Origin of the sequence: Shewanella sp. Pdp11, from assembly GCF_002838165.1 — a bacterium.
Lineage (GTDB): Bacteria > Pseudomonadota > Gammaproteobacteria > Enterobacterales > Shewanellaceae > Shewanella > Shewanella hafniensis.
Genome location: NZ_CP015194.1, coordinates 4,384,704 through 4,406,595, shown reverse-complemented (window position 1 = coordinate 4,406,595; position 21,892 = coordinate 4,384,704). Strand labels below are relative to the sequence as shown.

General features: G+C 44.8%; 17 protein-coding genes and 2 tRNA genes. 13 read left to right on the top strand and 6 right to left on the bottom strand.

Going from position 1 to position 21,892, the window contains the following annotated elements:
• From tpiA to rpsO, 10 genes are all read left to right on the top strand, one after another.
• Entirely contained in the window at nt 1-783 is a 783-nt protein-coding gene (gene tpiA / locus AYJ58_RS19375) for a triose-phosphate isomerase (protein ID WP_106651349.1), read from the top strand.
• A gap of 1 nt (nt 784) precedes the next feature.
• Nucleotides 785-1,120 carry a preprotein translocase subunit SecG gene (gene secG / locus AYJ58_RS19370; protein ID WP_006082719.1) on the top strand — a complete coding sequence of 112 codons (336 nt, stop codon included), beginning with the start codon at nt 785-787 and terminating at the stop codon, nt 1,118-1,120.
• Between the two features lie 11 nt (nt 1,121-1,131).
• A tRNA-Leu gene (locus AYJ58_RS19365) sits at nt 1,132-1,218 on the top strand.
• An 82-nt stretch (nt 1,219-1,300) separates the two neighbouring features.
• A tRNA-Met gene (locus tag AYJ58_RS19360) sits at nt 1,301-1,377 on the top strand.
• A gap of 173 nt (nt 1,378-1,550) precedes the next feature.
• Complete coding sequence (gene rimP / locus AYJ58_RS19355) at nt 1,551-2,006, top strand: ribosome maturation factor RimP (RefSeq protein ID WP_106651348.1); 456 nt, start codon at nt 1,551-1,553, stop codon at nt 2,004-2,006.
• A 29-nt stretch (nt 2,007-2,035) separates the two neighbouring features.
• The gene (gene nusA, locus AYJ58_RS19350) at nt 2,036-3,535 is read left to right on the top strand and encodes a transcription termination factor NusA (protein WP_106651347.1); all 1,500 of its coding nucleotides are present in this window, start codon (nt 2,036-2,038) and stop codon (nt 3,533-3,535) included.
• A 25-nt stretch (nt 3,536-3,560) separates the two neighbouring features.
• Entirely contained in the window at nt 3,561-6,203 is a 2,643-nt protein-coding gene (gene infB, locus AYJ58_RS19345; RefSeq protein WP_106651346.1) for a translation initiation factor IF-2, read from the top strand.
• Nucleotides 6,204-6,260: 57 nt separating this feature from the next.
• Nucleotides 6,261-6,719, top strand: a complete 459-nt coding sequence (gene rbfA, locus AYJ58_RS19340; protein WP_105251700.1) for a 30S ribosome-binding factor RbfA — start codon at nt 6,261-6,263, stop codon at nt 6,717-6,719.
• Complete coding sequence (gene truB, locus AYJ58_RS19335; protein ID WP_106651345.1) at nt 6,719-7,684, top strand: tRNA pseudouridine(55) synthase TruB; 966 nt, start codon at nt 6,719-6,721, stop codon at nt 7,682-7,684. Before rbfA ends, truB begins: the two co-directional genes overlap by 1 nt.
• Nucleotides 7,685-7,833: 149 nt before the next feature.
• Entirely contained in the window at nt 7,834-8,103 is a 270-nt protein-coding gene (gene rpsO / locus AYJ58_RS19330) for a 30S ribosomal protein S15 (RefSeq protein ID WP_106651344.1), read from the top strand.
• Nucleotides 8,104-8,260: 157 nt separating this feature from the next.
• Here the strand turns inward: rpsO and AYJ58_RS19325 are convergent, their stop codons facing one another.
• Nucleotides 8,261-10,315, bottom strand: a complete 2,055-nt coding sequence (locus tag AYJ58_RS19325) for a putative bifunctional diguanylate cyclase/phosphodiesterase (protein ID WP_106651343.1) — start codon at nt 10,313-10,315, stop codon at nt 8,261-8,263.
• A 195-nt stretch (nt 10,316-10,510) separates the two neighbouring features.
• Between AYJ58_RS19325 and pnp the strand changes: the two genes are divergently transcribed.
• Complete coding sequence (gene pnp / locus AYJ58_RS19320) at nt 10,511-12,610, top strand: polyribonucleotide nucleotidyltransferase (protein ID WP_106651342.1); 2,100 nt, start codon at nt 10,511-10,513, stop codon at nt 12,608-12,610.
• 192 nt (nt 12,611-12,802) lie between these two features.
• Entirely contained in the window at nt 12,803-13,705 is a 903-nt protein-coding gene (gene nlpI, locus AYJ58_RS19315; protein ID WP_106651341.1) for a lipoprotein NlpI, read from the top strand.
• A gap of 977 nt (nt 13,706-14,682) precedes the next feature.
• On the opposite strand, the gene AYJ58_RS19305 is transcribed toward nlpI, so the two are convergent.
• Genes AYJ58_RS19305 through AYJ58_RS19295 form a run of 3 tightly spaced genes read right to left on the bottom strand, consistent with a single transcriptional unit; the run spans nt 14,683 to nt 17,172 of the window.
• Nucleotides 14,683-15,924: a tyrosine-type recombinase/integrase gene (locus tag AYJ58_RS19305; RefSeq protein ID WP_024015921.1), complete on the bottom strand. Its 1,242-nt coding sequence runs from the start codon at nt 15,922-15,924 to the stop codon at nt 14,683-14,685.
• Nucleotide 15,925: 1 nt separating this feature from the next.
• A complete protein-coding gene (locus AYJ58_RS19300) occupies nt 15,926-16,195 on the bottom strand; it encodes a hypothetical protein (RefSeq protein WP_001267005.1) in 270 nt (89 codons plus the stop codon).
• Nucleotides 16,196-16,197: 2 nt separating this feature from the next.
• Nucleotides 16,198-17,172 carry a ParM/StbA family protein gene (locus AYJ58_RS19295; RefSeq protein ID WP_000497805.1) on the bottom strand — a complete coding sequence of 325 codons (975 nt, stop codon included), beginning with the start codon at nt 17,170-17,172 and terminating at the stop codon, nt 16,198-16,200.
• 482 nt (nt 17,173-17,654) lie between these two features.
• Here AYJ58_RS19295 and mobI point away from each other — a divergent pair, with 482 nt between their 5' ends.
• Nucleotides 17,655-18,080 (top strand): conjugative transfer protein MobI(A/C), encoded by a 426-nt coding sequence (gene mobI / locus AYJ58_RS19290; protein ID WP_024008864.1) that lies wholly within the window; start codon nt 17,655-17,657, stop codon nt 18,078-18,080.
• A gap of 60 nt (nt 18,081-18,140) precedes the next feature.
• Here mobI and iteS read toward each other — a convergent pair whose 3' ends face one another.
• A complete protein-coding gene (iteS, locus tag AYJ58_RS19285; protein ID WP_157825789.1) occupies nt 18,141-20,411 on the bottom strand; it encodes a S8 family anti-phage peptidase IteS in 2,271 nt (756 codons plus the stop codon).
• Nucleotides 20,401-21,534 carry an AAA family ATPase gene (locus AYJ58_RS19280; RefSeq protein WP_023266703.1) on the bottom strand — a complete coding sequence of 378 codons (1,134 nt, stop codon included), beginning with the start codon at nt 21,532-21,534 and terminating at the stop codon, nt 20,401-20,403. Before AYJ58_RS19280 ends, iteS begins: the two co-directional genes overlap by 11 nt.
• Nucleotides 21,535-21,892 lie beyond the last annotated feature (358 nt).

The following is a 21,892-nucleotide window of genomic DNA, read 5'->3' as shown; positions in this document are numbered from 1 at the left end:
ATGGCACTCAGACGTCCTATGGTAGCTGGCAATTGGAAGATGAACGGCAGTACGGCATTAGCCCAAGACTTGTTCAAGAAATTTGCCTCTAAGCTCCAAAATGATTCAGCTGAAGTGGTTTTATGCCCGCCTTCTATCTATCTAGAGAGCGTCAGGCAACTGCTAGAAGCAAACAAGGAAGCGTTAGACGGTTCACTTGTTAGGATGGGCGCGCAAAACCTAAGTCAACATGACTTTGGCGCTTATACCGGAGAAGTTTCAGGTCAGATGCTCAAAGATTCAGGATGTCGATATGTGATTATCGGGCATTCAGAACGTCGCCGTATGTACGGAGAGACGAGTAATATCGTAGCGGAGAAATTCGCCGCTGCACAAAAGCATGGCTTAACTCCTATTTTATGTGTGGGTGAGTCAGGTCCAGCGCGTGAAGCAAGACGTACCTTTGAGGTGATTGCTGAAGAGTTGGACATAGTGATCCAGAAAAATGGCACTATGGCTTTTGATAACGCCATTATCGCTTACGAGCCACTTTGGGCTGTAGGAACAGGTAAAAGCGCTACACCAGAGCAGGCACAAGAAGTTCATGCGTTTATTCGCAAACGCCTCTCTGAAGTATCTCCGTTTATCGGAGAAAATATCAGGATTCTCTACGGTGGTAGTGTGACACCGAGTAATGCTGCAGATTTATTTGCCCAACCTGATGTTGATGGTGGACTGATTGGCGGTGCTAGCTTAAACTCTAGCGAGTTTTTAAGTCTATGTACCATAGCGATGAGCGCATAATATGTATGAAGTTCTAGTAGTTATTTACTTGTTGGTTGCATTAGGTCTGATTGGCCTAGTATTAATTCAGCAAGGTAAGGGAGCTGACATGGGGGCCTCTTTTGGCGCCGGTGCATCAGGTACTCTGTTTGGTTCAAGCGGTTCAGGTAATTTCCTGACACGCACTACGGCGATTCTTGCCATTGCGTTTTTCACTCTAAGTCTGCTGATTGGCAACTTAAGTGCAAACCACGCAAAAAATGAAGATTCATGGAAAAATTTAGGTTCAGACACTGAACAGGTCACCCAACCTGTTGAGCAAGGAACCCAAAAGTCAGAAACGAAAATTCCTGACTAGTAAAAGGTGTCGCCGAGGTGGCGAAATTGGTAGACGCGCAGCCTTGAGGTGGCTGTGACCTAACGGTCGTGCGGGTTCAAGTCCCGCTCTCGGCACCAAATATAACTAAGATAGGCAAGATAAGTTCTCTCTTAGTTATTGCAAGCAAAGACGATAGTCAATATACTTGCACACAGTTGACGCGGGGTGGAGCAGCATGGTAGCTCGTCGGGCTCATAACCCGAAGGTCGTCGGTTCAAATCCGGCCCCCGCAACCAGCTCCTAGTAACGAATAGTGTTTGAATTCGTTATGGTTTACAGGTTCTTGAAATTAATGACCTCGTGATTACGGGGTTTTTTGTTATCTGGGACTTTTAAATTTGTCGCATGCTTCGTATGTGGCGTTGTACTAGGGCTATTAAGCCCTTTTTTGTTTTTTCGGGGGTCAATCTTGGCAACGTTAGAATTCAGACTGGCAGAAATGCTCAAAGTACCTGTGGAAGCATTAGGCTTTCAGCTATGGGGCATTGAATATGTTCAAGCGGGTAAGCATTCCACACTGCGAGTGTTCATTGATGGTGAGAATGGTATCAATATTGAAGATTGTGCCAATGCAAGTCGCCAAGTCAGTGCTGTACTCGATGTTGAAGATCCTATTTCTACAGAATATACCCTAGAGGTTTCTTCGCCAGGTGTTGATAGACCCTTATTTACTGCCGAGCAGTATGCGGGCTATGTGGGCGAGGATGTAAAGCTTCAATTGACTATGCCGGTTGACGGCAGTCGTAATTTAAAAGGCGCCATCACTGCGGTCGACGGGCAAATGCTCTCGCTGAAAGTGAATGGTAAAAAGTTAGTTGTCGCATTGGATAATATCCGCAAAGGCAACTTAATCGCTAAGTTTTGATGGTTTCAAGGTGAACGAGGCAAGACGAGATGAATAAAGAGATTCTGCTAGTCGCTGAGGCGGTTTCAAATGAAAAGGCCGTTCCACGCGAGAAAATTTTTGAAGCGCTAGAGATTGCTCTGGCCACAGCAACCAAGAAAAAATACGAAGGTGATATTGACGTTCGTGTTGCTATCGACCGTAAAACCGGTGGTTATGATACTTTCCGTCGTTGGATGGTGGTTGATGACAACGGTGCCGCGTTAGAAAATCCTTACCGCGAAATCACGTTAGAAGCGGCACGATACGAAAATCCAGATATCCAACCTGGCGAGTTTATCGAAGACGATATCGAGTCAGTGGTGTTTGACCGTATTACCACTCAAACCGCTAAGCAAGTGATCGTACAGAAAGTACGTGAAGCTGAACGTGCTCAAGTGGTTGAACAGTTCCAAGACCAAGAAGGTGAGTTAATCACTGGTATAGTCAAAAAAGCAACTCGTGAAAGCGTAGTGGTTGACTTAGGTAATAACGCTGATGGCGTGTTGTTCCGTGAAGATTTAATTTCACGTGAATCTTTCCGCCCAGGCGACCGCGTACGTGCATTACTGTACTCAGTACGTCCAGAAGCTCGCGGCGCACAGTTATTTTTAAGCCGTACTAAACCTGAAATGCTAATCGAGCTTTTCCGTGTAGAAGTACCTGAAATTGCTGATGAACTGATTGAGATTATGGGCGCAGCCCGTGATCCAGGCGCGCGCGCTAAAATCGCCGTTAAGTCAAATGACCGTCGTATCGATCCTATCGGTGCGTGTGTGGGTATGCGTGGTGCACGTGTACAAGCTGTGTCGAATGAACTGGGTGGCGAACGTGTTGATATCGTGTTGTGGGATGATAATCCAGCACAATACGTGATCAATGCCATGGCGCCAGCCGATGTGGCCTCTATCATAGTTGACGAAGATAACCATTCAATGGATATCGCTGTTGAAGCCGATAGTTTGGCACAAGCCATTGGACGTAATGGCCAGAACGTACGTTTAGCGACACAACTGACAGGTTGGGTTCTGAACGTTATGACAGTGGACGATATGAATAAGAAACACCAGGCAGAAAGTGCCAAGGTGGTTGATTTATTCGTTAACTCACTGGATGTCGATGAAGATTTTGCACAAGTACTGGCGGACGAGGGCTTTACGTCGCTCGAAGAAGTTGCCTATGTGCCTGTGTCTGAACTATTGGCGATTGACGGTTTTGACGAAGATCTCGTTGAAGCCTTACGTGAACGTGCAAAAGCGGCGATCTCAACTCGAGCTCTCGCTACTGAAGAAGCACTGGATGGTGTGGAGCCAAGTGAAGAGTTACTAGCACTTGAAGGTGTTGAAAGACACTTAGCCTATGTTTTCGCTAGCAAAGGTATTGTGACTCTAGAAGACTTGGCTGAACAAGGCATTGATGATTTGATCGAAATTGAAGAATTGACAGAAGAAAAAGCAGGTGAGCTCATCATGGCAGCCCGCAATATCTGTTGGTTTGGCGAAGAAGCATAAGTCGATCAACAGGGGGATTTAACTGATGGCAGATACTACCGTAGAGAAATTGGCCACGGAAGTGGGTAAAAGTGTTGAACGTCTGATTGAGCAATTCTCTCAGGCTGGAATTAAGAAAGGCCAAGCTGATAAAGTGACTGAAGCTGAAAAGCAGCAGTTACTGGATTATCTGAAAAAGCAGCACGGTGGCGAAAATGCGCCAACGAAAATGACGCTGCAGCGTAAAACCGTATCGACCCTAAGTGTGGCCGGTAATGGTGGTCAATCTAAAGATGTTAAAGTTGAAGTTCGTAAAACACGAACTTTCGTTAAGCGTGATGCTAATGAGGCTACTCTGAAGGCTGAAGAAGAAGCGAAAGCCGAAGCAGAAGCTTTGGCAAAAGCAAAGGCCGAAGCAGAAGCTGCTGCGGCAGCAAAAGTGAAAGCTGAAGCAGATGCTAAGGCAAAAGTGGAAGCAGAAGCCAAGGCGAAAGCTAAAGCAGCAGCCGAAGTGAAAGTGGTTAAAGATATGTCACCAGAAGCAGAAGCGGCTCGTCTAGAAGCTGAACGTTTGAAAGCGGCGCAAGAAGCAGCAACCAAACGTAAGCAAGACGAAGAAGCGGCTAAAGCGGCAGAAACTGCTCGCCTATTGGCTGAAGAACATTCTAAGCGCTGGGCCGAAGAAGAGCGCCAACGTTTAGAAGCCGAGAAAAACGGTGATCACCACATCACGACTTCTAAAGTAGCTCGTGCTGCTGAAGATACTTCTGATCTGGATGAAGAAAAACGCGGACGTCGTGCTCGTAACAAGAGCAACGCCAAAAAACGTGGTGGCAAAGATGCCCGTGACGGCCGTGAAAAACACATGCGTAACCGCAGTACTGCACCTGAGTCTATGGCGCACGGCTTCAACAAGCCAGTTGCAGCGGTAAGCCGTGATGTGCGTATCGGTGAAACTGTTACTGTTTCTGAACTTGCGCATTTAATGGCAGTTAAAGCGACTGAAATCATCAAACAGATGATGAAAATGGGTTCTATGGTCACGATCAACCAAGTGTTGGATCAAGAGACTGCCCAAATGGTTGCTGAAGAAATGGGCCACAAAGTTGTGCTTATCCGTGAAAACGAACTTGAGCACCAAGTGCTTAAAGATCGTGACGATGAAGATGGCATCAAGCAAGAGTCTCGTGCTCCTGTTGTGACTATCATGGGTCACGTTGACCACGGTAAGACGTCATTACTCGACTATATTCGCCGCGCTAAAGTGGCTGCTGGCGAAGCCGGTGGTATTACTCAGCATATCGGTGCATACCATGTTGAAACTGAAAACGGCATGATCACTTTCCTTGATACTCCTGGTCACGCCGCGTTTACCGCAATGCGTGCCCGTGGTGCCAAGGCAACGGATATCGTTGTGTTAGTTGTTGCTGCCGATGACGGTGTAATGCCGCAAACTATCGAAGCAATTCAACATGCTAAAGCCGGTAACGTGCCATTAATCGTGGCTGTGAACAAGATGGATAAGCCGGAAGCGGATATCGATCGCGTTAAGAGCGAATTGTCACAACACGGTGTTATGTCTGAAGATTGGGGTGGAGACAACATGTTTGCCTTCGTTTCAGCTAAGACAGGTGAAGGCGTTGACGAACTGTTAGAAGGTATCTTACTGCAGGCTGAAGTTCTCGAACTGAAAGCGGTACGTGATGGTATGGCTGCCGGTGTGGTCATTGAATCACAATTGGACAAAGGTCGCGGCCCAGTTGCTACGATTCTGGTTCAAGAAGGTACGCTACGCCAAGGTGATATCGTTCTGTGTGGTCTTGAGTACGGTAAAATCCGTGCAATGAAAGACGAGAACGGTCGTTCAATCACTGAAGCGGGTCCATCTATTCCTGTTGAAATTCTGGGTCTGTCAGGCGTTCCGTCTGCAGGTGATGAAGCAACAGTAGTACGTGATGAGCGTAAAGCGCGTGAAGTTGCCCTGTATCGTCAAGGCAAGTTCCGTGATGTGAAACTGGCACGCCAGCAAAAATCTAAGCTAGAAAACATGTTCGCGAACATGACTGAAGGCGAAGTGAAAGAACTGAACATCGTTCTTAAAGCAGACGTACAAGGTTCACTCGAAGCGATTACTGATTCGTTAACCGGTCTGTCTACCGACGAAGTTAAAGTGAACATCATCGCTCGCGGTGTGGGTGCTCTTACTGAAACGGATGCAACCTTAGCGGCAGCATCTAACGCTATCCTCGTTGGCTTTAACGTGCGTGCCGATGCACAAGCGCGTAAGACAATCGACAGCGAAAGTGTTGATTTACGTTACTACAGCGTAATCTATAATTTGATTGATGAAGTTCGTGCAGCGATGACAGGTATGCTGTCTCCTGAATTCAAACAACAAATTATTGGTCTGGCTGAAGTGCGTGACGTGTTCAAATCACCTAAGCTGGGCGCAATTGCTGGCTGTATGGTTACCGAAGGTACCATCAAGCGTAGCGCACCAATTCGCGTACTACGTGATAACGTGGTTATCTACGAAGGTGAACTTGAATCTCTACGTCGCTTTAAAGACGACGTTGCTGAAGTTCGCAATGGTATGGAATGTGGTATTGGCGTTAAGAACTACAACGATGTTCGCGTAGGCGACCAAATCGAAGTATTCGAAACCGTCGAAATTGCTCGTACTCTGTAACGATAATAAGGGCGGCTTTAGCCGCCCTTATCAATTTAAGCTATGGTAAGAAATATTATGGCAAAAGAATTCAGTCGTACTCGTCGAATCGCTCAGCAGCTTCAGCAAGAACTGGCTCAAGTGCTACAGCGCGACATGAAAGATCCTCGTATTGGCTTTGTAACCGTGAATGACGTCGATGTCTCACGCGACCTTAGTTATGCAAAAGTCTTCGTGACTTTCTTTGAAGAAGACAAAGCCGTTGTTCAAGAAAAGCTAAATGCTTTGATCAGCGCCGCTCCTTATATCCGCACCTTAGTGGCGGGCCGTATGAAGCTGCGTGTGATGCCTGAACTGCGTTTTATCTATGATAGCTCGCTGGTTGAAGGTATGCGCATGTCTAACTTAGTTAGCCAAGTGATCAACCAAGACAAAGCGAAGCAACAGCAATTTGGCAGCGAAGACGCATCGGTAGAAGATGAAGTCTTAGGTGATGATATTGCCGATGATGCAGATGAAACGGAAGGTAAAGATTAATGGCTCGTCGTCCAAAAGGTCGTTTTATTGATGGAATAGTGTTGCTGGATAAATCCACTGGCATGAGTTCCAACTTTGCTTTGCAAAGAGTAAAGCGCTTTTTTAATGCGAACAAAGCAGGGCATACGGGCGCACTCGATCCGTTAGCAACAGGTATGTTACCTGTGTGCTTAGGCGAAGGGACTAAGTTTTCCCAGCATCTGTTAGATGCCGATAAACGTTATTTAGTTACCGCAAAACTGGGTGAGCGAACGGATACCAGTGATTCCGATGGCGAAGTGGTGCAAACCCGCGCCATTGATTTTACTGAGGCGCAGTTATTAACCGCGCTTGATTTCTTCCGCGGCGAGACTCAGCAAGTGCCTTCTATGTATTCCGCGCTAAAATATCAGGGCCAGCCCCTGTATAAATATGCCCGTGAAGGCATTGAAGTGCCGCGCGAATCTCGCCCTATTACGGTATTTGAGCTTAATTTCATCGGTCTTGAAGGCGATGAGCTGACCTTAGACATTCATTGTTCTAAGGGCACTTATATTCGCACTATCATAGACGATCTCGGCGAAATGCTCGGATGTGGCGCCCATGTGATCATGTTGCGTCGCACTCAAGTTGCACAATATCCCTATGCAAGAATGGTTACCTTAGAACAACTTGAAGCGCTTGTTGCCCAAGCACATGAACAACAGATAGATCCGAGTGTTTTACTCGATCCGCTGTTGTTACCTATGGACACGGCCGTGGCCGATTTTCCTGAGGTGAATGTGCCAGATGCAATCGCCCCTTACTTAATGCAAGGTCAGGCTGTTCGGGTGCCCGTTAATGCAGACTTGAAAACCGATGAACTGGTGCGTATCACTTTAGGTGACATCCACCGATTTGTGGGGATTGGTACTATGAACGAAGACGGCTTACTTGCGCCGAAACGACTCATAGTAATCCATGACGAGCCTGTAGAATCGCATTAGTCTGCTATCCATGAACAAATTAATTAATTTGTTCATGGATTAGTCTCCACCTTTTATTGCGCTAGGGTGGGTTTCTGGGTAGAATAGCGCGCCCTCTGGCTGAGTTAGTGATCGGCTAGAGATTCATAATTATTTATTTGGAGATATACATGTCACTAAGTACTGAAGCAAAAGCAAAAATTTTGGCTGAATTTGGCCGTGGCGAAAACGACACTGGTTCAACTGAAGTTCAAGTTGCTTTGTTAACTGCGCAAATCAACCATTTGCAAGATCACTTCAAAGAGCACATTCACGATCACCACTCACGTCGTGGTCTGTTACGTATGGTTAGCTCACGTCGTAAGTTAACTGCTTACCTGAAACGTACTGATTTAGCACGTTACACTGCACTGATCCAAAAGTTAGGTCTACGTCGTTAATCTCGCGTTGACTAACGTAAAAAAGGAGGCTTAAGCCTCCTTTTTTATTGTCTAAAATTCAGTAGATGATTAAATCAAGCTGTGTAGGATTTAGGCCAGAGCATGTCGATATTATGTCTTTACGCTGGCCTTAACGCCGCATAAATCATAAAGACCCCTAAGCACCACGTAGTCCATCTAAAGTGCTTATCGTTGCTGTCTGTGTCGCTATATACAGGGCTTCAAATTCCGCTTGGGGCAAGGGTTGGCTAAAATAGAAACCTTGGCCGACTTGGCACTGATTCTCCTTCAACCAATCCAATTGCTGCTCGTTTTCAATCCCTTCGGCCACAATGGTCAAATTAAGCTGCTTACCCAACATCAAAATGGTCGATGCGATTGCACTATCCCCTGGTAAATCGGACACGAAACAGCGGTCAATTTTCATGGTGGTGATGGGTAAATGGCGTAGGTAAGAAAGTGATGAATACCCAGTGCCGAAGTCATCGACGGCAATACCAAATCCTGCAGATTTTAGTTGCTCAAGTTTAGCGATAGCCAGTTCAATGTCGTTCATCAACGAGGTTTCAGTGATTTCAATTTCCAACAACTCGGGTTGGATTTGATAGCGTAATGCCATCTGCTTGATATCGGGCACTAAACTAGCATCGGCAAATTGTTGTGAGGCAACATTAATCGCAATTGGGATGGCATAGTTATATTTTTTCTGCCACTCCCTCAAGACCTTGCAGCTTTGTTCTATTACCCAGCGTCCAATTGGAATGATGATCCCTGTTTCTTCCGCGACGGGAATAAAAGAAACCGGACTGATGAGTCGACCGTCTTTTTGCCAGCGGATCAGGGCTTCACAGGCGATCACTTTGCCCGTTTGTAGGTCGAGTTTTGGCTGAAAATACAGTAAAAATTCGTTGTTTTTTAACGCATCATGCAAAGATGCTTCGGTGCGTAAACGCACAGCTGCGCGCTCTGTCATCTGCTGTTTAAAGAAGGCCCATTGATTCGAGCCTGCAGCTTTCGCGCTGTACATGGCAATGTCAGCGTGACGGATCAAATCTTCAGCGCTGTTACCGTCTTCGGGATAAATAGAAATCCCAATTGATGCCGCAGGATGAATTGCATGTTCATTTAATTGAATCGGGACATTGAGCTGGATCAGTAGCTTATCTACAAAATCTGCCGCTTGATCAGGGGTGTGAACTGTATCAGCCAGAATAACAAATTCATCGCCACCTAAGCGGGAAACTGTGCCTTTATCGCCAACGAAGCGTTCAAGGATGCGGGCAATACGGGCAAGAAATTGATCGCCTAATGCGTGGCCAAGGGAATCGTTGATATTCTTAAAGCGGTCTAAGTCGATAAACATCAAGGCAAAGCTGCGTTTGTGTACTCGCGAACGTTGGATTGTGACTGCGATGGTTTCAAGCAATAGCGTGCGGTTGGGTAAGCCTGTTAGCGGATCTCGGGTCGCCATCTTGCGCAGTTTGGATTGGGTCTGGCTAAATTGGATAAGAATTTGGTTGAATTTAGAGGTCACTAGACCGAGTTCATCATCCTTGTGCGCATTGGACATAGGTAAGAGGTTTTCGTCCGGAGAGTCGGGCTCAATCTTATCTATGGCCTCGCTGATGCGTGCGATAGGCTGAGTTAAGAAGCGATGGAAGACGACAGATAATACTAAGGTGAGCAAGAGAGCGCGGGCAAGTGTGGCGAAAAAACTAAATCTTAACTGTGAGAAAAGGGTATTTGTCAGCTCTTGGGTGTCGTAGAAAACTGTTAATGTGCCGATAAGTTGTTGCTGTTGGGTGCCTTCAAAATAAAAAGGGCGGTACAGCGGGCGAGATATTTCCTTGAGATCATCAAATAATTTGTTACTTAAGCTGATAAAAGTCTGCGAGTTGTTATTTTTATTATTGCTGACAGAAACAAACATGGAACCATCGTCGAGCTCAATCACTGCTGAGCCGACATGTTCAACCTTAATGGCCCCTTCTAATGTTTGGCGGGCTAAATTATCATCCAAAGCCCAGACGGCATTTGCTGCGGGTTGTTCAACTGAATCAAGGAGTTCTTGCTGGGTGGTTGTGAGCTGTTGTTTGGTTGATACGACGACTAAAGCGATTTCAACAATAAAAATTGCAATGGCAAAAAAGAGGGCGGTAAATACGACTAGATTAGTTTGTTTCCACGTCAGTGACTTAAAACGGCCTGTCATCGGGCGCATCCTTTATGATAATTATTCACCATCTGCGAGAATTTCCGTATCAATGTAAACCGCAACTCTTTGTTGATTTAACCACTTTAGTGAAAAGTTACGTATTTGTCATCATTATCTGCTCTTTATCTATTGATCCGATTTGCAGTATACTTACGCGCGTAATTCAAGGTCATTAATTAAGGAATGGGTCACGTGAATCCTATTGTAAAGAGTTTTGAGTATGGTCAACATACAGTCACCCTGGAAACAGGTGTTATAGCGCGTCAAGCTGATGCAGCCGTTTTAGCGAGTATGGGTGACACGACAGTGTTAGTCACTGTTGTCGGTAAAAAAGATGCAGATGCAGGCCGTGACTTTTTCCCTCTGACTGTTAACTATCAAGAAAAAACCTACGCAGCGGGTAAAATTCCTGGTGGTTTTTTTAAGCGTGAAGGCCGTCCTTCAGAAGATGAGACTTTAATTGCTCGTCTGATTGACCGTCCAATTCGCCCTCTTTTCCCTAATGGTTTCAAAAACGAAGTTCAAGTTATCATTACTGTAGTCTCTGTCGATCCACAAATCGAGCCAGATATCATCTCTATGATAGGTACTTCAGCGGCACTGGCTATTTCTGGTATTCCATTCAGCGGTCCTTTAGGTGCTGCACGTGTGGGTTACATTGATGGCGAATACGTGTTGAACCCAAGTGTTGCGCAACTTGCAACCAGCCAACTGAACTTAGTGGTTGCTGGTACTGCTGGCGCAGTATTAATGGTGGAATCAGAAGCCCAAGCATTACCAGAAGAAGTGATGTTAGGTTCTGTTGTTTACGGTCACGATCAACAACAAGTGGTTATCAAAGCGATTGCTGAATTTAAAGCAGAAGCCGGTAAACCAACTTGGGATTGGACTGCACCAACGCAAGATGCCGATTTAGTTGCCCAAATCAAAGAGCTTGCAGAAGCGGGTTTAGGTGATGCGTATAAAATCCAAGTTAAACAAGATCGTTATGCTCAAGTTTCTGTTGTTAAAGCAGCAACAAAAGAAGCCTTGTTAGCCAGCAATCCAAGCATTGATTTACGTGAAGTAGACAACTTGCTGGGTAGCTTAGAGAAGAAAGTGGTTCGTGGTCGCATCATCCGTGGTGAGCCTCGTATTGATGGCCGTGAACCAGACATGATCCGTGCCTTAAGTGTGTTAGCGGGCGTATTGCCACGTACTCACGGTAGCGCATTGTTCACTCGCGGCGAAACTCAAGCGTTAGTCACTTGTACTTTAGGTACTGAACGTGATGCACAGAAGATTGACAGCATCATGGGCGAGCGCACTAACCGTTTCATGCTGCACTATAACTTCCCTCCATACTCTGTTGGTGAAACAGGCATGGTGGGTTCACCTAAGCGCCGCGAAATCGGTCATGGTAAGTTAGCATGGCGCGGTATCAATGCTGTTATGCCTTCAGCTGCTGAATTCCCATACAGCGTGCGCGTTGTATCTGAAATCACTGAATCTAACGGTTCAAGCTCTATGGCGTCAGTATGTGGTACTTCACTAGCGCTGATGGATGCCGGTGTGCCTATCAAAACTTCTGTAGCGGGTATCGCTATGGGTCTAGTGAAAGAAGGCGATGATTTCGTTGTTCTTTCTGACATCTTAGGTGATGAAGATCATTTAGGTGACATGGACTTTAAAGTGGCGGGTACACGTGATGGTATTACTGCATTGCAGATGGATATCAAGATCGAAGGTATCACTAAAGAAATCATGGATATCGCACTGCAACAAGCCTATGGTGCACGTGTACATATCTTGAACGTGATGGATCAAGCGATTGGTTCACACCGTGATGATATTTCTGATCACGCTCCACGTATCACTGTTATCAAGATCAACCCAGAAAAAATCCGTGACGTTATCGGTAAAGGTGGCGCAGTTATCCGTGCTCTGACCGAAGAAACGGGCACTACGATTGAACTGGAAGATGATGGTACTGTGAAGATCGCTTCTTCAAACGGCGAAGCAACTAAAGAAGCTATCCGTCGTATTGAAGAAATCACATCAGAAGTTGAAGTGGGTCGTATCTACAATGGTAAGGTTATCCGTATCGTCGATTTCGGCGCATTCGTGAACATCCTGCCGGGCAAAGACGGTTTAGTACACATTTCACAAATCAGTGATGAACGTGTTGCTAACGTGTCTGATCACCTTGAGCTGAACCAAGAAGTTGCCGTTAAGGTGATGGAAGTGGATCGTCAAGGCCGCGTACGTCTGTCAATTAAAGAAGCACAAACGAAAGAAGCTGCTGCTGAATAATGAGTCTTTGACTTATTTATAGGCACACACTTTTTAAGTGATTGCATCAAAAGGAGATCAAATGATCTCCTTTTTTGTTTTGGCATTAAGAAAGTCAGTATTAATCTTAATTCCCTAATAGCGGTCCTGTGGTGGGATTGCTATCATGAAGATTCTTCTGCGTATGTTGGGAATCTAAAAAGGTAGAAATGGATGAGTCTTAAAATTAGAACCGCTGTCGTTGCTGTGCTGGCGAGTGCCAGTCTGTTGTTAGCCGGATGCGCAACCACCCAGTCTCCTTTAGATAACCATAATGATGTTGAAGGTAAATTGGTTATCGCACCTGTCATGCCCGATTATAAAGTGGAAGTGACGTTAGCGAAGCTCAACGAGATTTTGGCTACGGTCGAATTAACCAATGAGCAAAGAGCCAGATTTCATTACGATCGCGGTGTTATATACGACAGTGTGGGCTTAAGATTGCTCGCGCGCATCGATTTTATGCAAGCGCTGAAGCTGCAACCCGATCTCGCCGATGCCTATAATTTCTTAGGGATTTATTACACCCAAGAAGGCGAATACGCTAGCGCCTATGAAGCATTCGATGGCGTGTTAGAGCTTGCTCCTAATTACGATTATGCCTATTTGAATCGCGGTATTGCCTTGTATTATGGCGACCGTAACGATTTAGCCACTAAAGATATGCAGGCATTTTATGCCGGCGATAATAAAGACGGTTATCGCGCATTATGGCTGTATTTGATTGATTTTAAAGATGATGCTGTCGCAGCTAAAAAACAGTTAGCTGAAAACCGTAAGAATTTAGACAATGATGCATGGGCGACCGTTATCGTTGATTATTATTTAGGTACTAAGAGCCATGATGAGGTGTTTGCTGCCGCCAAAGTCGGCTTAACTCATCCTAAAGAATATGCAGAACGTTTATGTGAGGCTTATTTTTACTTGGCGAAAATGGCTATAGAAAACAAGCAATATCAAGATGCTGCTAACTATTTCCGCTTAGCACTGGCAACCAATATTTATGATTTTGTTGAACATAGATATGCGCGGATTGAGCTCGCTAAAGTTAAAGGTTTGCTCGAAGCCACAAAATAACCCCCTCTGCCCGAGCTCATCTCGGGCTTTGCCTAGCCAAGCTCGAACTGAGGCGCTATAATTTGCGCCTTTTTAGCGATACTAGTGCATAGGTTAACATGTCAGGCAATAAAGTAGAGGTCGATAAACGTCGCACCTTCGCGATCATATCGCACCCTGATGCCGCCCAGCCTTTCAACGCTTAAAACCACCTTTCATTGCACACCACAATCACATCTCTACGTACTGAATTTAAAGGCTTTTTGTCTTTTTCTCGTTTCTTTGCTTTTCAATGATGTTCAAGCGTAACCTCGGAAAGTGTGTACAAACTTGAGTACAAATTCCGTTTTAGAGGCCTTTGGTGAAAATTCCATGACACAAATCTGGCTGTAGGCTTTGTGTTTACTGGGTTTGATGAAGAAAGTACTTCCTGCTTTTGGTACTTTGGTTTCGACATTACAAAAGCGGAATAAATGCGATCATCTCTAGTTTTTTGTTTATAAGTTTATGAATTTAAAGGGTTCGTCATTGTGGTTTTTGATGTGTCATTGTTGCGAGTGTACAAACAGTGTGTACAAATTTTTCTCGTTAGGCGTGTTGATTGCTATTCATGACACAAACCGCCTTGTAGCCCTTGTTATTCATAGGTTTGAGCTGAAAAGTACCTAATAGCAACATTCGTGTTTCGATAAGGCTGATCTTCTGAACAAATCATGCATCTTTCTGACCATCAACAAGTGATGAATCAGGCGATGATAGCTTTACATTGATTTTCTGGAGAATGCAGATGACAGCAGTAGCGCACCAGGTAACCCCTTTTCTAACATCTTACGAAGTGATGGCTCGTTACCACATTAGCTATACGACGCTCTGGCGAAGAATAAAAGATGGCAGCTTGCCGCAACCTCGTATCAACCGAAATACACGAAACAAGCTGTGGCACATTGAAGATTTGGAGGAGTATGAGAAGAAAGAGGACTGAGCCTCTTTCTTTTATTTTATTGTCCGAAACGCCAGTTGAACGGAAAGCCTGTCGGCTCGATGATGGTCTCTAGCTGTTGATACCAAACGTCGTAAGCATGACGCATTTCATCCAGGTACTGATATTGGTTGTAGATAGCATCCAACCCTTTTTTGCTGTGGCCAATCATCAACTCGGCAACTTCTTGCGTCGTGATGGCCGACATTCGCGTTCGCATAGTTCTGCGAAGATCATGCATAGACCAATGTTCCATCTCGACACTAAGCGACCTGCGAGCCCAAATTTTCACATTGTTAGGAATAGTGGTATCAAAGCCATTTGTGGCAAGCTCTTCTTGTCCGTTCGCGGGAAACAAGTAGGTTGATTTGCTCATCTGCATCGCCAGTTCAATCAGCTCAATAGCTGGCTTAATCAATGGCCGCATGATCGGCGCTCCAATTTTCTCACCTTGTTTGCGGATCTCTATGGGCACTGTCCACATTGCAGATTGCAAGTCAAAGTGATGCTTTTCAGCTTGAATGAGTTCGCCCTTGCGCCCTCCCAATAAGAGAAGCAGTTTTATGTAGATGCGATTCTTCTCAGTGATTTTTGACTCATGCAAATAGCGCCAAAGTATCCTGATCTCGTTGTCATTTAGAACCCGAGTTCGTTTGCCTTTCTTACCGCCAACCTTTTTTGCTGTGATCCCAGCGGCAGCGTTAATTTCCAAAATTTGTTCATCAATCAGCCAGTCATAAAACTTGTGCAGCACAGACACCAGACGTTCTGTGTTTGAAGGGGACGACTCCGAAACCTCACGAAGACAGTTTCGCAAGGACAATTCATTGATGTCAGTTAATGGGTACTTGCCAAGTCGGGGCAGCAAATATATTTCACTGCTGCGTTTTTGGTAGTGCCACGTTTTCTCCTTTAGCCCTTGCTTACCGGCAGAGTCTATCCAGTCTCGAAAAATCGATTCGAAGCTTTGATTGGCAGAATACTTGGCCCGTTCCTGCTGTAGGTAGAGCTTGGGGTTTCTGCCCTGGTCGAGTACCGCCCTTAACCTATCCAGCTCATTCCTAGCTTCAGCAAGCTTCATAAGTGGGTAAGTACCAATGTCTACCCGCTGTTGCTTGCCATCGAAACGATAACGAAACTGAAAAACAATTTTGCCCTTGGGCGATACCCGAGCACTTAGCCCATCTCGGTCGGCTTTTACTACGGTTTCTTTTGCTTCTTTATTTAACCTGGCATCGAGCCAGCTAACTGATAACGCCATGTTATAAGCCCAGCCCTAGTTTGGATTTTAATGATTGTTTACGTGATTCTGCTTTGGGTTCTGGCGCTGTACTCATGGAAGTAACGTCACCATCTGGTGCATGGCCATCCACCGGTGCAGATGTCGTGGATAGATTGGGTTGGCTCATGTGAATTAACCCAAAGGTGGCCAGCATCCGCAGACGCTCAGCGCGTTCCCGTGGTGGCGTCTTTTCCAATTCTTTGAGCAGTTCAGGGTGGCTCCCTGGGGGAATGTTGACGACAACTCTCATAATCAGGCCCCATAAAACCAGAAGCCTCGGACGTTCGCCAAAACAGACTGTTCCGGCACGATTATCTTGCTTCGTGAAAAAATCTCCTTGGCCGCTTCCTTATAAGCCATGGCTCCACCTCCGGCGATCAATACCAAGTCCGCATTGATGCTTTCGTCACGCATGGATTGGCGCATGGCTGTAAGAGCAACAGGCGCTACCTTTTTCATGGCAGCATTCAGATAAGGTGAAATATCGACTTTTTCTCCAAATAGCAGGACCTGTAAGTCGCCAGTTCTCATGGCTTTTTCAAGTCGATCCATTCCGACTTTGGCACCGTGATCTTCTGAAATCAGCTTATCAATGGTTTCCAGTAGCACGGACATTGCCTGAAGACTGGTTCCTGATGAGCTGTAGCGAATTTCTCCGGCCTCAAGGGCAACCCAGTCAACAGAAAAAAAGCCGGGATCGATGACGACGACGCGACCTTCTTCAATCAAGCCCAAATCACCACCTGTTTGAACCAGATCCATATAGGCACCGGCAGGCTGCGGCAGCACTTTGACGTCATGAACGGTGATGCTGCGTTTAGGCGTCACTTGATGGACACCTTTTAGGCGCTTCACAAGGTCAGATTTACGTTGTGGTTCATGAAACTGGGAAACCGGTAATCCAGTGACAACCAAATCGATGGATTCTGTTTCAGCCATTAACAAGGCGGCATGAAAAAGTGCCTTATAGGTTTTTGTGGTGGGATATTCCGGGTGAAGCTCTCGTTCCCAGCCTTGAAGGCGTCCAGCAGGAACACCAGCGGCCCAGCGCTCATTATCGACTGACACATACAAACAAGTTTCATCATCGCCTCCACCGATACGCTCTGGCATACGATCCGCAGGACCGGCACCCGCAGGCAGAATAATGGTTTTCGGTTCACTGCCTGATTGGCCAATTGCCAGCTTCAGGTTTGAGTAACCGATATCTACGCCTAGTACAAACATACTTATCTCCTGTGCACTCAAAGTGCTCTAACGGTTTTCAATCAACCGCACTGGCCACGCTTGGGCATTTCCAAGTGCTCTGGCGGTTCACTCAAATGTCATTATCAGGATTCGGTGCACTGGCGGTGGGCAGAAAGGTGACAAATCCTTTCATCTATCTGCCTATTGCATTTTCGCAAAAGTATGAGAATAGGCTCTGTTTGGCGGCGGATGACCTAGTCAAAAAAATCGAGACGCCAAACGTCGTTTGCATTCTGGCCTGAACTCGCCAAACGGTTTGTATCTTCATGACGATACGTCTTTTCAGGCATTTTTATGTGAAATCAGACTGTATCCCTTGTCGGGTATGGGATTGAGCGAGTCGATTTATATCGAGACGCCAAACAGTGATTGTGACGGCAGTTTTACGTTTGGCGTTTCGATCCAAAAGCCAAACGGATAGTGGTTTTGGCTTTTGGGGTTAATTGGATGGGGAAATTGGTTTGGTAGAAATCGTCAATGAACAATGGAAAGCAGAGGTATCAGATTTACTTCAGCAAGAAACAGACAGGCTAAAAGCGCTGGCACGAGCTGAAGTTGATGACTTTTGGTTTACCCATTACAAGGTTCGCGAAAATGCGCCCTTTAGAGATTGGGGGCTGCTTGGTGTCCGTATCAGAGACTTTAAGTATGGCTTTGGCATCGAGTGGTACATCAACAGTTTTCACGGTCAACGAGGCAAACGCGTGGTATTTAGCAAGGGGCTGCGTATCTCAAAGACGAAGTTGAGATACTCATTTTTGGACTGCCAAGGTTTGGCCAAAGAATGGGAGTTAGCGCTGGCCATGGAGAAAGAAGAATTGTTCAGTGATATTCGACGCCAGGTTGATAAGCTCAACATGCTGCGTCGAAGGGTTAATGCATATTGAGATCGTAATCTTCGTAATAGTTGTGAACTAATTAAGATTACGACCCACAATTATTATGCCTCATAACTGTTGCTGGATAGTAATTGGTACATTTACTGCAACTGGGTTTAGTATCCAGCCATTAGTCTTTAGCAATCTCACAGCATCACTGTAAAGATTTGTTCCTTCTTTGATTGATTTTATTGTAACAAGTAAAACTGTTTTTTGAGGCGTCGCCGGATTTTGTTCTTCTGCCCTGATGGTCGATTCCATCTTGAGCTTCCATGCAGCAACTCCAGTACCTTGAGGATATCTTTTCTTGTGAGCTTTTGTAGGTGACCACTTAAAGGAGTTCTTTAGCTGGTTAATTTCATATAAGTCTTTTTTCTCAGAAGGCAAAGGCGGTACTTTTCCCTTAAATATAGTTTTTAGCTCCCCTGTTTTTTCGTCCAGAACATCTTTTGTTTCCCCCATTGAGACGCTAATGTTTACACGACTGTATTCTGAACCAAAAGATCTATCAAAAGGAGGCGAATAAACCAGTGTCATGGCTACTTCTCCCTTAAACATTCCAGCTTCTTGAACTGAAGTTGGCAATGGAATTGGACTTCGCTCAAACTCAACTAATCCATGCCGAACATCGACTTCAAACATCAGTGTGATTTGATCATCTGTGCAATAGAGTAAGTCGTCGATATCTCCAGGCTTTCCAAACCCTGTAGAATACTCGTAACCATTGCAGCCAAGTACTGCTGAATGAATTACTAGTGCTTTTACCTTCTCAGGTGTAGCGACAATTGTTCCGTCTATTGATTTCCATGCATTTGCCGCTATAGAAGAAACTATAGGGGTAGCAAAACTAGTCCCAACAGATTCGAACATTTGGTTGTCTGGCCCACATGATAAGACTCCTATTTGTGCAAAACTTCCGCTTGGAGTGCAGTTTCCTCCATAATGGATCACTTCTGGTTTTGGAGTAAATGCAGGTCCTGGGCCGATTCTCGAAAATGGTGAACATTGGCCTGTTTCAGAAGCGGACAGAGGGTTTTCCTTATGAGCCATTGATCCAACAGTTAATGCTCTTAATGAATCTCCTGGTGAGGATACTCGACTTTCACGGAGCTTTTCTTCTTCAGGTTTGCTCGAAGTAAACGAATTATGATTTCCTGAAGCAACAACAAACAGAATACCATGCTTCTCACTGAGGTCATCAAGGAAGCATCCAAAGTCCGAAAACGCATTAAGTGGAGTTGGCTCTGACCGACCTATTGATAAATTCCAAATTTTGATTTCGGGAAATTCTTCAACTGCTTCTGAGATCATATCCATCAGATCGTCTTCGGAAGCGCTTCCTGATGTATCAAATACGGTAATATCAACTAGTTTTGCTTGCGTGTTAGGGAAACCGCTACCTTGATAGTTTAGAGAGCTTGGAGAGGCAATTAACCCTCCTACCATTGTGCCATGAGATGTATCAAGCAGGTCTTCAGGTACAAAAGACTTTCGACCTACGACCCACTTATTAATCTGTATTGATTTCCGGCAAATACCCGAGTCAACAACAGCTACCACCGGATAATCAACGCCTGTTGTTGGGTCGGGTAGCAATAAATTGTCAATCGGACCAACTGGGCTTGTCGCTAATTTATAGTCAGTAGGAGTGTAGGTTGGCATTTCTTCGATAGAGCGCACAGCAACGTTATTTGCCAAGTTTTGAATAGAGAGTTTGCTCTTGGCTTTTACCGTGTGAAATCTGGTATGCGGCGAAAACTCTCTAAAAGTGATATCGAGAGATTCGTTTGCAGTTGATTCATCAAAGTAGTTCTTAACAACAGCATTCTGGCTGTCTTTTAAGTGATCAAATAGATGAATTTTGTATTTCTGAACACCAAAATCATCGTCATCTAAACTGCTAACTTGAAGCCTATCTTCACTTGAAAATACGCTAATCTCTTCAATTGCTGCGATATCTGGTTGAACTGTTTTTGCCCTAGATTGAACTCTCTGTCTGAGTTGGCCTAACCCCTCCTCATTAGCGCTAACGAGCAAAATTCCAAAATCAGCGCTTCCAATGATAGGGCAAGTATTATCTTTAAATACATTGTCTGGTCTGTGCGATTTAGCCAATGCATTCTCTAGTAACCTGACTTTTAGAACAGCGGGCACGTTGGGATGCGATTGAAAGTGCTGTTTTAGTTCTAAAGTAGACTTATCTATATCCGATTGCAGTTTATCAACCAACTCCTTGGTAACTTCGCGAAGTGGCTTTGGTCCGCTTTTGGGAGGTGGCGTTTCCCTGAAATCGCGTTGCGTAATTTTTACAGCTTGTATTGGGTTATTTTTATTGCTCATTTTCATCCCTATTTAGCAAGTTTGATATTTTTCCTGTAGACATTCCAAATATTTTTGAAAGCAGTCGCACTGTAAAAAGTTCTGAGTTTAGATTTTTCAACTCTACTAATTTGTCCGTGGCTTCTTTTTCAGACTCAATTACATTTGAGTATCGAACCATTGCAATTCGATACAACAACTCTTGCTCAGTAGTCTGATTTTCATCATTCAAAATCGCTTTTCTTTTTGCTGCAACGCATATTTGAGCAATAATTGCTCCCGATAGTCCAACTGAATGCTCAACTGTTTTCTGTAGCTTAGATGGAGAAAACTCTGCTAACTCATTACGGTAAATCTGTTCTCTTGTAACAGAATCTGGAGCATTTAGTTTAATTCGAAGCTCGAAGCGTCTCCAAACAGCAGGATCCAACAATTGTTCGTGATTTGTTGCGGCAATGATTATTGTATCTTTAGGAAGTGCATCGATGTTTTGAAGCAGACTGACTACCACACGTTTTAACTCTCCCAACTCATGTTGATCGTCTCTTGCTTTAGCTAAAGCATCAAATTCATCTAAAAACAAAACGCATGGCTGCTGCGATGCAAAGTCAAAAAGTGATCTTATATTCTTAGATGTTGAGCCAAGAAGCGACGATACCAAAGAATCGCAACGAGCAGTGAACAACGGTAGTTCAAGTTGTGCGGCTACATTGTGAGCAAGTAGTGTTTTACCGCAACCAGGAGGACCATACAACAATAGCGATGGGGCACTACTTAGGCCTGCATCAGCTAATTTTTCTGCTTTTAAAACAAAGGAAATAAATTCATCAACTTGAGCTTTAGTTGTTGCATCAAGAACTGCCATACCAGAATGATTAGACCCTGGATAGGTAATATCAGCTAACGCCATATGGCTATCTTTATCAACAGGTGCTCTCAACTGCCTTGCTGGCTGTGCCGATGCTAAGTTATAGCCAGAAGCCAGAAGACTATCGGACATGGAAGTTCTTAATCGTTTGGCAATCTTATGCTCTCCATCACTTTCTAATTTGTCTGCAAGAAATTCTGTATAAGCTTTTACCTGATTGATCTTTCCAAGCACTCCACCTTCAATAATTTTTGATAATTCTCTCGCATACTTCATTTTTAGGCCTTTATGTGAACATAGGTGCTGAATTTTGAACATAATAGCACTTAATTGAATTTTGGTTTAGGTTTTGTGAACGCATTTTAGCTGGGCTTCGTCAGTAGTTACGTGAAAAAGCTTAATTCAATCCCCTGTTACACAGAGGTGGTACGTTATGCCAACAGGGGCTTAAGCTTGAGACAAATCTTGAATCGTCACATTGTGTAGAACTTCAGCTTTTTCTGGGTATCCGTGTTCAAAAGCTATCATGGAGATCTCTCAGTCCAGAACCCTTTTCAGTAGTAAAATCGAGTTTTTGATCATTTTTTCTTTTATGAATAGTCAATGTATTGCGCTTGAAGTCGGCGTCCTGTTC